The sequence below is a fragment of the Cellulosimicrobium funkei genome (genome assembly GCF_004519295.1).
Taxonomy (GTDB): Bacteria; Actinomycetota; Actinomycetes; order Actinomycetales; family Cellulomonadaceae; genus Cellulosimicrobium; species Cellulosimicrobium funkei.
This window is the reverse complement of record NZ_SOZH01000004.1, coordinates 425,108-439,967: the sequence shown is the minus strand read 5'-3', so window position 1 is coordinate 439,967 and position 14,860 is coordinate 425,108. Positions and strand designations below refer to the sequence as shown.

Genomic DNA, 14,860 nt, shown 5'->3' with positions numbered 1-14,860 from the left:
GACCGGGGTCAGCCGGCCGCGGCCACCTCCACGCGACCCGCGCGACGGCGGCGCACCGCCAGGAGGGCCGCACCGGTGAGCAGCAGCGTCCCGGCCAGGAGCGCGAGGCTCCCGGCGTCGGAGCCGGTGGTGGCGAGCGCGCCCGAGTAGGCGTCGCACTCGACGTCGCCGCCGACGGGGAAGCTCACCGTCACCGGCGAGAGCGCGGTCCCGGCCTCGTAGAACCCGGCGAACGCCTTCGCGCCGGCGGCCGTGAGGGTCGCGGGGACGCCGCTCCACGTGATCGTGGAGCCCGACGTCGCCTTCTTCCCCGACAGGTCCAGGCTCGCGAACGCGACGCCGGTCGACGAGGACTTGTTGCCCTCCATGTCGCTGCTCTGCACGTCGACCACGAGCGTGCCCGACGACCCGTCCACGACCACCCGCGGGTTGCTGATCCGCAGGTCGAGGATGCCCTCGTGCCCGGAGAACGACACCGACCCGCCGAAGCTCGCGCGGCCCTTGCCGAGGTCCGTGTTGAACGAGCCCTTGCCGCCGCTCCACGTGAACGCCGAGCCGCCGTCCCGCACGCCGTCCGTCGAGACCGAACCCTTCGCGATCGGGCCGGTGACGTACGACCGGAACCGGTCGCTCACACCCCACGAGAGGGTCGCGCCGTTGACGCCCTGCGCGAAGCACTGCTCCGTCGCGCTGCCGGAACCGGAGCCGGTGCCGGTCGTGCCGGCGCCCACGATCGTGATGGGCGCGGACGCGGTGTGGTCCGCACCGACGAGGAGGAGCGTGTGCTCGCCCGGGGCGACGTCCTTCGGGATCGTCACGGTCGAGCTCGCGGCGCCACCGGCGTTCGCGGTCGTGCCCGTCGCGAGCGTGCGCGGCGTGGAGCGGAGCTCCGTGCGGATGCCGGACTCGCGCGCGCCGAACCCGACGCCGCTGATCGTCACCTCGTCGCCCGGGCGAGCCTGCGCCACCGAGAGCGTCGCCTTCGCCGGGTCCACGGACCCGCCGGTCGAGCCGTCGCCCGGGGCGCCGATGGTGCCGCCGCCCCCGGGCGCGGTCGCCTTCGCGCCGACCGTGAACGTCACGGGGTCGAGCGCGGTCCCGGCCGGGTAGAAGCCGACGAACGCGAGCGAGCCGTCCGCGGTGAGCGTCGCGGCCGCGTCGCGGAACGTCACGGCCCCGTCCGCGCTCGTCGTCGGCGCACCGAGCGCCAGGGTCGCGACGGCGACGCCCGTGCGGTCGAACGTCGAGCCGTCCAGCCCCGTGGAGCGCGCGTCCGCGAGCAGGCGACCCGTGCCCGGGCCGGTGATCTCGACCACCGGGTTCGACAGGGTGAGGTCGAGCGCGCCCGCGTGGCCGGTGAAGCGGACCGTCCCGGCGTACCGGGCCGTCCCCCGGCCGCTCGACGCGGTCCACGTGCCGCCGTCGGCCTGGCCGAAGCGGAAGACGCCGTCGACGACGCTCGCGCCGCTCGTCGCCGTCGCGCCGCCCTTCGCGACCGGGCCCACGATGTAGCTGCGGAACGACTCCTTGACGCCCCACGTGAGGCTGCCGGCCGTCGTCGGCGCCGGGGTCACCGGCGTGGCGGTCACCGCGACGGTCACCGGCGCGGACGTCGAGCCGCGGTAGGCGGTGGCGTCCGTGGGGACGAACGTCGCGCTCAGGGCGTGCGACCCGACGGCGAGCGGGCCCGTCCGGAACGTCGCGACACCGTCCGTGACGGCCGCGGTGCCCAGGGTCGTGCCGCCCGCGACGAACCGGACCGTGCCGGCCGCCTTCGGCGCGACCGTCGCGGTGAGCGTCACCGCCGCGCCCTCGACGACCGACGTCGCCGACGACGCGAGCGTCGTCGTGGTCGACTTCGCCTCGCCCCCGGGGACCGGGGCGGTCACGGTCAGCGTGGTGCTGCCGGTCAGGCCGAGCTCCGACGTGACGACCACGGGGACGGGCCCGGCGGGGGTGCCGGCGGGGACCGTGAGCACGAGCGTCGCGCCGTCGCGGGAGTACGACGCCGGGGCGCCGCCGAACGTCACGGCCTTGACCGCGTCGTCCGCAGCGAGGCCGCGCACGGCGAGGCGGATCGTCGAGCCGGCCTCCACCGTGGTGGACGCGGGCGTGACCGTGAGCGTGCCCGGCGCGTCGTACGCGACGGGGACGAAGAGCTCCTGCGCGGCGTTGCTCACGCCGCCCGCGCCGTAGGTGGCGACGCCGTAGCGACCGCCCTCGAGCGCGGCGGGGTTCTTCACGACGAGACGCGCCTCGAACGTGCCGTCCGGCGTGATGTCCGCCCACTGCGCCCGGACCACCGACTGGTACTGCGCGGGGACCTGGTCGAGCACGGGCTCGGCGAGGGCCCACACCTGCGAGCCGACCTTGCGGGTCGACGCCGCGGCGCCCTCGGACGGCCGCCACTGCTCGGCGAAGCTCCCGAACACGACGTAGGTGCCCTGCGGGAGCGTCGCCGGGATCGGGACGCCGCGCCCGCCGACGTTCGCCGCCGGGTCGAAGCCGGTGCCCCGGACGACGATCGTGTCGCCCACCGCGACCGGGGTGTCGCCGAGGGGCGTCGTGCCGTCCGCGGCGAGCACCGAGATCTCGGGCTCCCACACGGGCGCCTCGGGCTCCGTCGTGAACGCGACGGGCGCGTACAGCTCCTGCGCGGCGTTGACCGTGCCGCCCGCGGCGTACGTGTAGACGCCGTAGCGGCCGCCCTCACGCTCGAGCTCGCTCGCGACGAGCTCGGCGGTGAACGTGCCGTCCGGCGCGAGCTCGGCCCACTGCCCGCGGATCGCGGACTGGTAGCGCGGGTCCACCTGGTCGAGCGCCGCGGACGAGAGTGCCCACCGCTGCGAGCCGGCCGTGCGCGCGCTCGACGGGGCACCCTCCGACGGGCGCCAGTCGGCCGCGAAGCTGCCGAAGACCACGTAGGTGCCGGCGGGGATGCCGCCGGAGATCGGCGGGCGGTTGCCCGCCGGCGCGACGTTCGCGGCCGGGTCGAAGCCCGAGCCCTTGACGACGATCCTGTCGTCCGGGCGGACGGGCGCGTCCCCGAGCGGCGTCGTGCCGTCGGCGGCGTAGAGGGTGATCCGCGGCTCCCAGACCGGCTCGGGCGTCGTGCCGCCCTGGACCGCGACGGGCGTGAACGTGTCGAGGCTGCGGTCGGTCGCCGAGAGGCCGTGCGCGGCGGACGTCGCCACCACGTACTGCTTCGCCGGGTCGAGCTTTCCTGCCGGGACGGTCAGCGTCGTCGTGAACGCGCCGTCGCGCACCTGCTGCGGCATGACCCAGCCCTGGGCGAGCCAGCCGCTCGCGACGAGAGGGCCGCTGCCGTCCCAGATCGAGGCGTCGCCGAGGAGCACGTACGCGCCGTTCGCGGCGCCCGCGCCGACGAACCCGGTGCCCTGGATCGTAAACGTGTTCTCCACCGCCGGGTCGACGGGCGCCGACGGCGACACCGTGACCGCGGGGTCGACGGCGGGCTCCGGCTCGGGCTCCGGCTCGGGCTCGGGCTCCGGAACGGTCACCGTGTGCGCGACGGCCGCGGAGGCCGAGGCGACGAACGCGGCCGGGTCGGCGGGCGCGAAGGCGGCGCTCAGCTGGTGGCTGCCCGGGGCGAGGGCCGCGGTCTCGAGGCGCGCGACGCCGTCGGCCACGGGAGCGGTGCCGAGGGCGGTGCCGCCGTCGCGGAACTCGACCGTGCCCGCGGCGGCGGGCGCGACGGTCGCGGTGAGCGTCACGCTCGCCCCGGCCGCGGACGTGCCCGCGGGCGCTGCGGCGAGCGTGGTCGTCGTCGCCTGCGCGGGCGCCACCGACTCGGGCGACACGACGCGGGCGGTCAGGGTCGACAGGGGCTTGCCCGCGTACGACGCGAAGTACGGCGAGACGTTCCCGAGCGTCCCGACGACGGTCCCGTCGGCCACGAACGTGACCTCGTCGCCGACCCGCGTCGTGGACACCGTGACGTCGGCGACCTTCACGTCGTCCCCCGCGCCGGGGTTCACCGTGCCCGCGAAGTCCGCGTAGACCGCGCCCGTCGTCGGGCCGGTGAGGTCGAGCCGCACGTCGGAGATCGTCACGTCGAGCGCGCCGTGGTGGCCCTCGTACCGGGTCGAGCCGCCGAGACGGACGGAGCCCGTCCCGGACGCGGCGTCGTAGCTGCCGGACGCGGGGCCGTAGGACGCCTGGCCGCCCTGGAGCGGCGGGGTGATCGTGCCCTGGGCGATGCCGCCCGTGACGTACGACGTCCACGAGTCGACGAAGTTCCAGGTAGCCGACCCGCCGGTCACGTCGGCCGCGGCCGCCTGGGCCGGGGCGCCGGTGCCGGCGACGGTGAGGCCGGCGGCGAGCGCCGCGGCGAGGAACGAGGCGAGGGCGCGTCGAACGCGTCTCGGCGATGAAGTGCGCACAAGGTCTCCCGTGCTGGTCCGGGCGAGGTCCCGGCGGGGAGCGGGACCGAGAAGGGAGCGTGCTCACGCTCCGCCGAGACGGACCATATAAGGGTCGCCTCACCAAAGCAAGGTAAGCCTGACCTATCGACATGTGACGCGCGCCTCCTCCCGCCACGACGACGCCCCGCGACCCAGGAGGCCGCGGGGCGGTGCGCCGCGTCGAGCGGCGGGAGACGGAGCGGGAGGGGCTCAGGCGAGGCCGAGGTCCTCCAGGCTGAACAGGTAGTGGTACGGCACGCCGAGCGCCTCGATCTTCGCGCCCGCACCCGTGGCACGGTCGACGATCGTCGCGACGCCCGCGACCTCGCCCCCGGCCGCGCGCACGGCCTCGATCGCCGTGATCGGCGAGCCGCCCGTCGTCGTGGTGTCCTCGACCACGACGACGCGCCGGCCCGCGACGTCGGGGCCCTCGATCTGGCGCTGCATCCCGTGCGCCTTCGCCGCCTTGCGCACCACGAACGCGTCGAGGTCCTGACCACGGGACGCGGCGGCGTGCAGGAGGGCGGTCGCGATGGGGTCGGCACCCAGCGTCAGGCCGCCGACGGCGTCGATCTCCGCCGTGCCGAGCCCCTGCTCCTCGAGGAGGTCGAGGAGCTGGTGGCCGATGAGCGGCGCCGCGCGGTGGTGCAGCGTCACGCGGCGCAGGTCCACGTAGTAGTCCGCCTCCTTGCCCGAGGAGAGCGTTACGCGGCCGTGCACGACGGCGAGCTCACGGATGAGGCCGAGCAGCTGCTCGCGGGGGGTCGAGGCGAGCGTCGAGGCGGGGTCGGTAGTCACGACCGCCAGGGTATCGGGCCCGCCCGGTGCCTAGCGGTACTTGCCGATCGCGCGGACGGCAGAGCGCGGCATCGCGCGCAGGGCCGCCGACGCGACCCGGTACCGCACCGACGGCGTGGAGATGACGACGCCCCGCCGGACGTCCGCGAGCGCCTCCGCGACGACCCGGTCGGCGTCGAGCCACGCGAGGTCGGGGAGCACCGACTTGTCGATGCCCGCGCGGTCGTGGAACTCGGTGTGCGTGAAGCCGGGGCACAGCACGGTCGCCGTGACGCCCGTGCCGTGCAGCTCGACGGCGAGCCCCTCCGTGAAGGACCGCACCCACGCCTTCGCCGCCGCGTACGTGCCGCCCGCGGTGAGGGCCGCGACCGACGCGACGTTGAGGATCGCGCCGCGCCCGCGCTCCGTCATCTGGCCCGCCGCCGCGTGCGACAGCACCATGACGGCGCGGACCATGACGTCGAGCGCCTCGAGCTCGACGTCGAGGTCGCCCCCGACGAAGTGCTGGTGCGTCGCGAAGCCCGCGTTGTTGACGAGCAGGCCGACCGGGCGCTCGTCCGGGCCGCCGGTCGTGGCGAGGCGCTCCGCGACGCGCGCGACGTCGTCGGGCACGGAGAGGTCGGCGCGCAGCACCTGGACGCGCACCCCGGCCGCGGCGCGGATCTGCCGTGCGGTCTCCTCGAGGCGCGCCTCGTCGCGCGCCACGAGGACGAGGTCGTGCCGCGCCGTGGCGAGCTGCCACGCGAACTCCAAACCCAGGCCGGCGCTCGCGCCGGTGATGAGTGCTGTCGCCATGGTCACAGCCTACGGGCGCCCGGGTGACCCGGGCGCCCGCAGGCGGGGTGGAGTCGTGTCACCGGGCCGGCGGCTTCACGGCGAGCACGGGGCACGCGGCGCCCAGCAGGATCTGCTGGGCGGTGGAACCGAGCACGAGCTTCCCCACGGGCGTGCGGTGCCGCACCCCCACGACGACGAGGTCGGCGTCGACCTCGGCCGCGACACCGAGCACGACCTCCGCGGGCAGCGCGGAGGACTGCAGGTGCCGCACCTCGTGCTCGACGCCCGCCTCCTCGAGGATCGTGCCGACCTCGACGAGCTGGTCGTGGTCGGCCCAGCGCGGGTCGACGAGCCGGTCGCCGCGCGTCGTGTTGACCACGACGACGCCGGCGCCGAGCAGGACGGCCGCCCGGGCCGCGGCCCGCGTCGCGGCGGTCCCGAGCTCGCCGGGCGCGTAGGCGAGGACGACGGTCATCAGCGCACCTCCTGGTCCTGGGCCTCGACGCGGACGTCCTCCGCGAGCGCCGCGAGCTCGGCGCCGGTGCGGCGCTCGCGCCGGCGCAGCCAGAGGCCCGCGAGGACCACGACGGCGACGAGGGCGTAGGCCGTCGCGGCGAACGGGCTGGTGACGAGCGTCGTCAGGTCGCCCTGGCTGATCGCGAGCGAGCGGCGCAGGCGGTCCTCGGCCATGGGCCCGAGGATCATGCCGACGACCATGGGCGCGACGGGGTAGCCGTAGCGCCGCATGAAGAACCCGATCGCGCCGATGACGAGCAGGATGAGCACGTCGACCGGGGAGAAGTTCAGCGCGTACGAGCCGAGCGCGCCGAACAGCAGGATGCCCGCGTAGAGGTAGTGCCGCGGGATCTGGAGCACCTTCACCCACATGCCCACGAGGGGCAGGTTGAGCACGATGAGCATGAGGTTGCCCACGTAGAGGCTCGCGACGAGCGCCCACACGAGCGCGGACTGGCTCTCGAAGAGCAGCGGGCCCGGCTGGATGCCGTACGACTGGAACGCGACGATGATGATCGCGGCGGTCGCCGTCGTCGGGAGGCCGAGCGTGAGGAGCGGCACGAGGACGCCGGACGCCGCGGCGTTGTTCGCCGCCTCCGGGCCCGCGACACCCTCGATCGCGCCCTTGCCGAACTCGTCCTTGTGCTTCCCGGCGGACCTGCGCTCGGCGGCGTACGACAGGAAGGTCGCGACGTCGGCGCCGCCCGCCGGGATGGTGCCGACGGGGAACCCGATCGCCGTCCCGCGCAGCCACGGCTTCCACGAGCGCCGCCAGTCCTCGCGCTTCATCCAGGAGCGCCACCCCTTCTCGACGGGGATGACGTGCACGGGACCGTGCCGCAGGCGCGACCCGACGTACAGCGCCTCGCCCACCGCGAAGAGGCCGACGGCGACGATGACGACGTCGATCCCGTCGGCGAGCGTCGGGACGCCGAACGTGAACCGCTGCTGGCCGGTGAGCGTGTCGGTGCCCATGAGCCCGAGGAACAGGCCGAGCGACAGGGACGCCATGCCGCGCGGCACCGACGACCCGAGCAGCGCGCCGACGGTCACGAACGCGACGACCATGAGCGCGAAGTAGTCGGGCTCGCCGAGCTGCACGGCCCAGCGCGCGACGTACGGCGCGACGAACGTCAGGGCGACGGTCGCGATGGTGCCCGCGACGAACGAGCCGATCGCGGCGGTCGCGAGCGCGGCCGCCCCGCGGCCCATGCGGGCCATCCTGTTGCCCTCGAGCGCCGTGACGATCGACGACGACTCGCCGGGCGTGTTGAGCAGGATCGACGTCGTCGACCCGCCGTACATGCCGCCGTAGTAGATGCCGGCGAACACGATGATGGCGGCCGTCGCGTCGAGCGAGTACGTGAGCGGCAGGAGCAGCGCGATCGTCATCGCGGGGCCGATGCCGGGGAGCACCCCGACCGCGGTCCCGACGAACACGCCGAACAGCGCGTAGAGCAGGTAGACGGGCTGGACGACGGTCGCGAACCCGTCGAGCAGCGCGGTGAGGTTATCCACGGAACCAGGTCACCCCCTCCAGGAGCGGGCCGGGCGGGAGCGACAGCCCGAGCACGCCCCCGAACAGGACCTGGATCACCAGGGCCAGGACGAGGCCGAGCACGGCGGCGCGCCACCACGGGCGAGCGCCGAGGACGATCGCGGCCCCGGCGAACAGGAGCGTCGCGGCGAGCGGCCACCCGACGAGGTTGATCGCGTAGACGTGCACGAACAGCACCGCGCCGAGGAGACCGACGGTCAGCCAGTCGGTGCGGGCGTCGGGGTCGACGTCCTCGCTGTCCTCCTCCTGGCCGCCGTGCCCCCGCCAGACGGCGACGAGCAGCACGAGGCCGGTGGCGAGCAGCAGCGCGCCCACGAGGTAGGGGAACGCGCGGGGACCGAGCGTGTTCGACGAGCCCGGCACGACGATCGTCCCCGCGTCGAGGAGCACGAACACCCCGAGGGCGGCGGTGACCCCGGCGACGACGAGCTCGCCGGGTCGCCGCCGGGGACCCGCGGCGGGGGTGGCGCCTGCGGGGTCCCCGGCGGCCTGGCCGTCGGCGGGGTCGCCGACGGCCGTCGCCGGCGCCGGCCCGGGGCGGGGCTCGGCGTCGGACGGTCCTGGCTCGGGAGCCGCGGCGGACGACCCCGCGGACGGACCCTCCGACGACCCCGGCTCGCGCGACGCGTCGGGTGGCGCGTCGCGCGAGGCGCGACGCCTGGTCACGGCGCGACCAGGCCGACGTCGGTGAGCGTCATCTTGATGTCGGCGATGTTCTCCGTGAGGAAGCCGTCGAACTCCTCGCCCACGAGGAACGCGTCGTCCCAGCCCTTCTCCTCGAGCGTCGCCTGCCACTCGTCGGACGCGACCATCTCGCTGACGAGCAGCTCGAGGGCGGCGCGGTCCTCGTCGGAGAGGTCGCCCGGCGCGACGACGCCGCGCCAGTTCGTGAGCTCGACGTCGTACCCGGCCTCGGTCATGGTCGGCACGTCGGGCAGCAGGTCCGTGCGCTCGGCGCCCGAGACCGCGAGCGCCCGGACGGTCCCGGCCTTGACCTGCTCCGCGTACTCGCCGACGCCCGAGATCCCGGCGCTGACCTTGTTGCCGAGCAGCGCGGCGAGCGACTCGCCGCCGCCCGAGTAGGCGACGTAGTTGAGGAGCCCGCCCACCTCGGCCGACGGCACGTCGGCCGCCTGGAGGAGCATCCCCGCGAGGATGTGGTCGGCCCCGCCGGCGGAGCCGCCGGTGATGGAGACGGACTTGCCGTTCGCCACGACGTCGTCGACGAGGTCCTCGAGCGTCTGGTACGGCGACGACGCGGGCACGACGACGACGAGGGGCTCCTCGGTGAGGCGCGCGATCGGGGTGGTGTCCTCGATGCGGGCCTGCGACTCGTTGGTCTCGACCGCGCCGACCATGACGAGGCCCATGACGAGCAGCGTGTGGGGGTCGGTGGTGTTGGCGAGCGACGCGAGACCGACCGTGCCGCCGGCGCCGCCGACGTTCGTGACGGTCGCGGTGCGCACGAGCCCGGAACCCTGGAGGTCCTGCTGCATCGCGCGGCCGGTCTGGTCCCAGCCCCCGCCGGGGTCGGCCGGGACGACGATCGCGAGCTCGTCGACCGACGCGGCGGCCTCGCCGGACGCGTCGCCGGAGCCGCCCGTCGTGGGGGCGCCGGGCTCGAGGCCCGAGCACGCGGCGAGACCGAGGACGAGTCCTGCGGCGAGCGTCGCGGTGAGAGCGTGCCGCGGGCTGACGGTGTGCCCGGAGCGCGGGCGGACGACGGATCGCATGTCTCCTCCTTGAGCGGGACCCGCAACGGCGCGGGCCTCACGACCTGATCCGGGGAGCCTAGGAGCGCGGGGCGGCACGGCGAGGGCTGCGGTCGTACTGGACGTTGTGGTCGATCCGGTGGTTGCGGTCGTTGTGGTCACGGCCGAGGCCCGGGTGCGGCGGACCTGGGGCACACTGGTGCGGTGGGTCGAGCAGTGTCGCTCCGGGTGCAGCTCCTCGTGCTGCAGGTCGCCATCGTGCTCCTTGTCGTGGCGTCGGCGGGGGCCGTCGCCTCGACCCTGCAGCACCGCCAGCTCCGCGACGCCTACCTCGACCGCATGACCGCGGTCGCGTTCTCCGTCGCGCGCCTGCCCGCGATCATCGACGCGTTCGACGACGACGACCCCGCCGCGACGATCCAGCCGATCGCGGAGGTCATCCGCGAGGCCTCCGACGTCACGTACGTCGTCGTCACGGACGACGAGGGCGTGCGGTACTCCCACCCGGACCCGACCCGCATCGGCGAGAGGGTCTCGACGGACCCGTCGGTCCCGCTCTCCGGCGAGGTGTGGACGGGCACGCAGACCGGCACGCTGGGCGAGTCGTGGCGCGTCAAGGTCCCGGTGTTCGGGCCCGAGGGCGACGTCGTCGGGACGGCGAGCGTCGGCATCCTCGAGTCCGACCTGGCCGACGACCTCGCCGACGACCTCGGGTGGCTGCTCGCGGCCCTCAGCGTCGCGGCGGCGCTCGGCGTGGTGTGCGCGGCGTTCGTGACGCGTGCCGTGCGCCGCCGCATCTTCCGGCTCGAGCCCGAGGAGATCGGCCGGCTGCTCGAGACGCGCGACGCGATGCTCCACGGCATCTCCGAGGGCGTCGTCGCGCTCGACCGCGACGGGACGGTCGTGCTCGTCAACGACGAGGCGCAGCGCCTGCTCGGGGTCGCGGCGGCCGACGCCGTCGGGCGGCCCGCGCACGACGTCCTCGACCCGCAGCTCCTCGCGCTCGTGCCCGACACCGCGGAGACGGCCGACGACCCCGACGTGCCCGCCGCCGGGCCCGAGGAGGGCGGCGCGCTCGTCCTCGCGGGCGAGCGCGTGCTGCTCGCGCGCGCCGACCGGGCCCGCGTCGACGGGCGCGCCGTCGGGACCGTGCTGCTCCTGCGCGACCACACCGAGCTGCACGCGCTCCTGCGCGACCTGGACGGCGCGCGCGGCCTCACCGACGCGCTGCGCGCGCAGTCCCACGAGTTCGCCAACAAGCTCCACGTCGTCTCGGGCCTGCTGGAGCTCGGGCAGGCCGACGAGGCCGTCGCGTTCATCGAGCGCGCCGGGCACGGCGGGCTGCTCACCGCGTCGGGCGTCGCGCCCGGCGTCCACTCCCCCGAGGTCGCGGCGCTGCTCCTGGTCAAGGCCACGACGACGCGCGAGCGCGGCTCGCGCCTCGAGGTGTCGCCGTCCGCGCACCTCGCCGCGCCCGCGGGGCCCGACGACGCCGCCCTGCACGGCGACGCCCTCACCGTGCTCGGCAACCTCGTCGACAACGCGGTCGACGCCGTCGGGGCCGGGGGCCGCGTCCGCGTGCTCGTGACCGACCGCGCGCCCGACGGCACGGGCCCGACGCCGGGCGACCGGGTGGTCGTCGTCGTCGAGGACGACGGGCCCGGCATCCCCGCGGGCTCGCGCGCCGACGTCTTCGCCGCCGGGTACACCACCAAGGCGGGCCCGCCCGGGCGCGGGATCGGCCTCGCCCTCGTACGGCGCGTCGCCGCGCGCCGCGGCGGGACGGTGGAGGTGACCACCTCCGTGCTCGGCGGGGCGCGCGTCGCGGTGGCCCTCCCCGCGCAGCCCGTCGACGCCGCCGCGGGCGCCCGGGCCCGGACGCCGGAGACGGCGTCGTGATCCCCGCCGGCCGCTCCCCCGCCCCCACCGGCGCGCCCACGGCGCCGCCGGGCGACCGGCTCCGCGTCCTCGTCGTCGAGGACGACCCGACGATCGCGCGCCTGCACCGCGGCTTCGTCGAGTCGCACCCGCGCTTCGTCGTCGTGGGCGAGGCGCGCACGGCGGCCGAGGCGCTGCGCGCGTTCGCCGTGCTCGACCCGGACGTCGTGCTGCTCGACATCTACCTGCCGGACGCGACCGGGCTGCACGTGCTGCGCCAGATCCGGCGCCGGCCGTCCCCGCCCGTCGACGTCGTCGCGACGACCGCCGCGCGCGAGCTGGAGAGCGTCCGCCAGGCCATGGCGGGCGGCGTGCAGCACTACCTCGTCAAGCCGTTCACGGCCGCGGCGCTGCGCGGCCGGCTCGACGAGGTCGCCCGTCTGCGCGACTCGCTGCGCACCGCGGGCGACGAGCTCGACCAGGACGCCGTCGACCGCCTCGTGCGGCGCGGGACGCCGGAGGCCGCGGCGCTGCCGAAGGGGCTGTCCGAGCGCAGCCTGCGGCTCGTCGTCGAGGCGCTCGCGGCGGCGTGCGCCGACGCGGGCGACGCGTCGGCGGGCGAGGTCGCCGCGCGGACCGGGATGTCGCGCGTGAGCGCGCGCCGCTACCTCGAGCACCTCGTCGCCACGGGGCGTGCCGACGTCGCGCCCCGGTACGGCGCGGCCGGGCGACCGGAGAACGGCTACCGGCCCGCCTGACCGGCGGGACCGCTGCGGGTCGCTGCGGGTCGCGCCCGCGACGCCGTACGGTGGGGCCCGTGCGCCTCGCGACCTGGAACATCAACTCCGTCCGTGCCCGCGTCGACCGGGCGGTCGCGTTCCTCGAGCGGACGGGGACCGACGTCCTCGCGCTCCAGGAGACCAAGTGCACGGACGCGCAGTTCCCCGTCGCGCCGTTCGAGGCGGCCGGGTACGAGGTCGCGCACGTCGGCGTGAACCAGTGGAACGGCGTCGCCGTCGTCTCGCGCGTGGGCCTCGACGACGTCGAGACGTCGTTCCCCGGGCAGCCCGCGTTCGGCGACAAGGTCGAGGCGCGCGCGCTCGGCGCGACGTGCGGGGGCGTGCGCGTGTGGAGCCTCTACGTGCCGCACGGGCGCGAGGTCGGCGACCCGCACTACGCCTACAAGCTGCGCTGGCTCGACGAGCTGCGCGCGCAGGCCGCGGGCTGGCTCGCCGCCGACCCGGCGGCGCAGGTCGCGCTCGTCGGGGACTGGAACGTCGCGCCGCTCGACACCGACGTGTGGGACGTCGCGTACTTCGCCGGGAAGACGCACGTCACCCCCGCCGAGCGGGACGCCTTCGCCGCGTTCGGCGCCGCCGGGTACACCGAGGTCACGCGCGAGGCGATCCCCGCCGAGCGCACCTACACCTACTGGGACTACCAGCGGCTGCGGTTCCCGCGGAACGAGGGCATGCGCATCGACTTCGCGTACCTGTCGCCCGCCGCCCGCGCGCGCGTCACGGGCGTGACGATCGACCGCGACGAGCGCAAGGGCAAGGGCGCGTCGGACCACGTGCCGGTCGTCGTCGACCTGGCGGGCTGACCTCCGGGGCGTCCGCCGTCGGGCTCGGGCCGCGGGTCCGAGCCGCGGGTTTGGGCCGGGCAGGGCGCGTCTCCTCGCTACGGTGTGTCCATGACGACGCCACCCGTCCCTCCGTACGGGTCCCCCGACGAGCCCGCCGACCCGTACGCCCCGCGGCGTCCGCACCAGCCGCCGCTCACGCCGTACCACCCGCCCACCGAGGACGCCCCCGCCGCGCCGGACGACGGCGGGTTCGTCGCTCCGTCGGGCGCCGGGGGCGGGTACGGGAGCACGCCGGGCGGCGGGAGCGGGTACGGGAGCACGTCGGGCGCCGGCGCCCCGTACGGCGCGCCGGCCGCGCCCGCCGGGTCCCCCTACGGCCCCGGCTCCCCCTACGCCCCTGGGGCGACGCCGTCGTACGGCGGGACGCCCGGGTACGCGGCGCCGCCCGGACCCGCGGCGTACCCGACACCGGGCTACGGGGGCTACCCGCCGCCGTACGGCGCGCCCTACGCGCCCCCGCCGCGGACCAACGGGCTCGCGCTCGCGTCCATGATCGTGTCGATCGCGAGCCTCGTGCTCTGCGCGGGCTTCCCCGGCCTCGTCGGCCTCGTGCTGGGCATCGTGGCGCTCAACCAGGTCATGCGCGACGGCACGCGCGGGCGCGGTTTCGCGGTGACCGGGATCGTCGTCGGCGCGGTCGGCACGGCGTTCGCGATGCTCGTGGTCCTCGCCGGCACGCTCGGGGACTCGGCACCGTGAGCGACGACGACCTCTTCGCCCCGCCCGGCGACGCCGCGTCCGGGCCCTCGGGACGCCTGCCCGTCCCGCCCCCCTCGGGAGCGCCCGGGGCCGCGGAGCCTCGCGCCGCGGAAGCCGGCGCGCCCCGGCCCGGCCCGACGCCGCACGGCCCCTCCGGTGCGACGGCACCCGTGCCGCCGCCCGGGCCCGGGGACCGGCCCGGCTTCGCCCCCGAGACGTACTACGCGCCCGGGTGGCAGCCCGCAACGCCCGGCGTCGAGCCGCTCGCCGTCGCGAGCGTGCCCGCGGGCGTGGTGCTCGGGCCGGTCGGGGTCGGCCTCGGCGCCGCGGCCCTGTCGCGCGTCCGCTCCCGCGGCACCCGCGGACGCGGCCTGGCCGTGACCGGGATGGTGCTCGGCGCCGTCGCGACGCTCGGATGGGTGGTGGGCGGGATCGCCTGGTGGCAGGGCGAGCAGGCGCGCACGCCGCTCGCGGGCGACGTGGACGCACCCCGCACGGTGAGCGCGGTGCAGCTCGTGCTGGGGACGTGCCTCGACGAGCTCCCGCCCGACGGCGAGGTGTCGCGCGTGCGCGCCGTCCCGTGCGCCGACGAGCACCGTGCGCAGGTCGTCGGGCGCACCGACATGGGCGCGGACGAGGTCTGGCCCGGCCAGGACGCCGTGGACCGCCGCGTGGCGCGCGTGTGCACGCCCGAGACCCTCGGTCCGGATGCCCCGGAGGACGTGCGGCTCGTGGTGTGGGCACCGACCGAGGCGTCGTGGCGCGGCGGCGACCGCACCGGGCTGTGCCTGGCGAGCAGCGAGGCCCCGCTCCCGGCGGACCTGATCGGTTGACGTCCCGGGCGGACCGCGCC

General features: G+C 76.2%; 12 protein-coding genes. 5 read left to right on the top strand and 7 right to left on the bottom strand.

Going from position 1 to position 14,860, the window contains the following annotated elements; translation table 11 throughout:
• Positions 1-8 precede the first annotated feature (8 nt).
• The 7 genes from E1O70_RS07880 to E1O70_RS07850 all read right to left on the bottom strand — a co-directional run bounded on the left by E1O70_RS07880 (position 9) and on the right by E1O70_RS07850 (position 9,806).
• Entirely contained in the window at positions 9-4,403 is a 4,395-nt protein-coding gene (locus E1O70_RS07880) for an HtaA domain-containing protein (protein ID WP_061267144.1), read from the bottom strand.
• 231 nt (positions 4,404-4,634) lie between these two features.
• Positions 4,635-5,222 carry an orotate phosphoribosyltransferase gene (gene pyrE, locus E1O70_RS07875; RefSeq protein WP_021483023.1) on the bottom strand — a complete coding sequence of 196 codons (588 nt, stop codon included), beginning with the start codon at positions 5,220-5,222 and terminating at the stop codon, positions 4,635-4,637.
• Positions 5,223-5,252: 30 nt separating this feature from the next.
• A complete protein-coding gene (locus E1O70_RS07870; protein ID WP_061267145.1) occupies positions 5,253-6,017 on the bottom strand; it encodes an SDR family NAD(P)-dependent oxidoreductase in 765 nt (254 codons plus the stop codon).
• A gap of 58 nt (positions 6,018-6,075) precedes the next feature.
• On the bottom strand, positions 6,076-6,474 hold the full coding sequence (locus tag E1O70_RS07865; RefSeq protein WP_061267146.1) for a universal stress protein: 399 nt from the start codon (positions 6,472-6,474) through the stop codon (positions 6,076-6,078).
• The gene (locus E1O70_RS07860; protein WP_043653871.1) at positions 6,474-8,033 is read right to left on the bottom strand and encodes a tripartite tricarboxylate transporter permease; all 1,560 of its coding nucleotides are present in this window, start codon (positions 8,031-8,033) and stop codon (positions 6,474-6,476) included. The genes E1O70_RS07865 and E1O70_RS07860 overlap by 1 nt, the downstream gene beginning before the upstream one ends.
• Entirely contained in the window at positions 8,026-8,739 is a 714-nt protein-coding gene (locus E1O70_RS20405) for a tripartite tricarboxylate transporter TctB family protein (protein ID WP_128957623.1), read from the bottom strand. The genes E1O70_RS07860 and E1O70_RS20405 overlap by 8 nt, the downstream gene beginning before the upstream one ends.
• Entirely contained in the window at positions 8,736-9,806 is a 1,071-nt protein-coding gene (locus E1O70_RS07850) for a Bug family tripartite tricarboxylate transporter substrate binding protein (protein WP_061267147.1), read from the bottom strand. Before E1O70_RS07850 ends, E1O70_RS20405 begins: the two co-directional genes overlap by 4 nt.
• Positions 9,807-9,989: 183 nt before the next feature.
• Between E1O70_RS07850 and E1O70_RS07845 the strand changes: the two genes are divergently transcribed.
• The 5 genes from E1O70_RS07845 to E1O70_RS07825 all read left to right on the top strand — a co-directional run bounded on the left by E1O70_RS07845 (position 9,990) and on the right by E1O70_RS07825 (position 14,840).
• Positions 9,990-11,684 (top strand): ATP-binding protein, encoded by a 1,695-nt coding sequence (locus E1O70_RS07845; RefSeq protein ID WP_240696637.1) that lies wholly within the window; start codon positions 9,990-9,992, stop codon positions 11,682-11,684.
• The gene (locus E1O70_RS07840) at positions 11,681-12,421 is read left to right on the top strand and encodes a response regulator (protein ID WP_240696636.1); all 741 of its coding nucleotides are present in this window, start codon (positions 11,681-11,683) and stop codon (positions 12,419-12,421) included. The genes E1O70_RS07845 and E1O70_RS07840 overlap by 4 nt, the downstream gene beginning before the upstream one ends.
• Before the next feature lie 59 nt (positions 12,422-12,480).
• On the top strand, positions 12,481-13,266 hold the full coding sequence (locus E1O70_RS07835) for an exodeoxyribonuclease III (protein ID WP_061267149.1): 786 nt from the start codon (positions 12,481-12,483) through the stop codon (positions 13,264-13,266).
• Positions 13,267-13,356: 90 nt separating this feature from the next.
• On the top strand, positions 13,357-14,007 hold the full coding sequence (locus E1O70_RS07830) for a DUF4190 domain-containing protein (protein WP_061267150.1): 651 nt from the start codon (positions 13,357-13,359) through the stop codon (positions 14,005-14,007).
• The gene (locus E1O70_RS07825; RefSeq protein WP_240696635.1) at positions 14,004-14,840 is read left to right on the top strand and encodes a DUF4190 domain-containing protein; all 837 of its coding nucleotides are present in this window, start codon (positions 14,004-14,006) and stop codon (positions 14,838-14,840) included. The genes E1O70_RS07830 and E1O70_RS07825 overlap by 4 nt, the downstream gene beginning before the upstream one ends.
• The last annotated feature ends 20 nt before the right edge of the window (positions 14,841-14,860 follow it).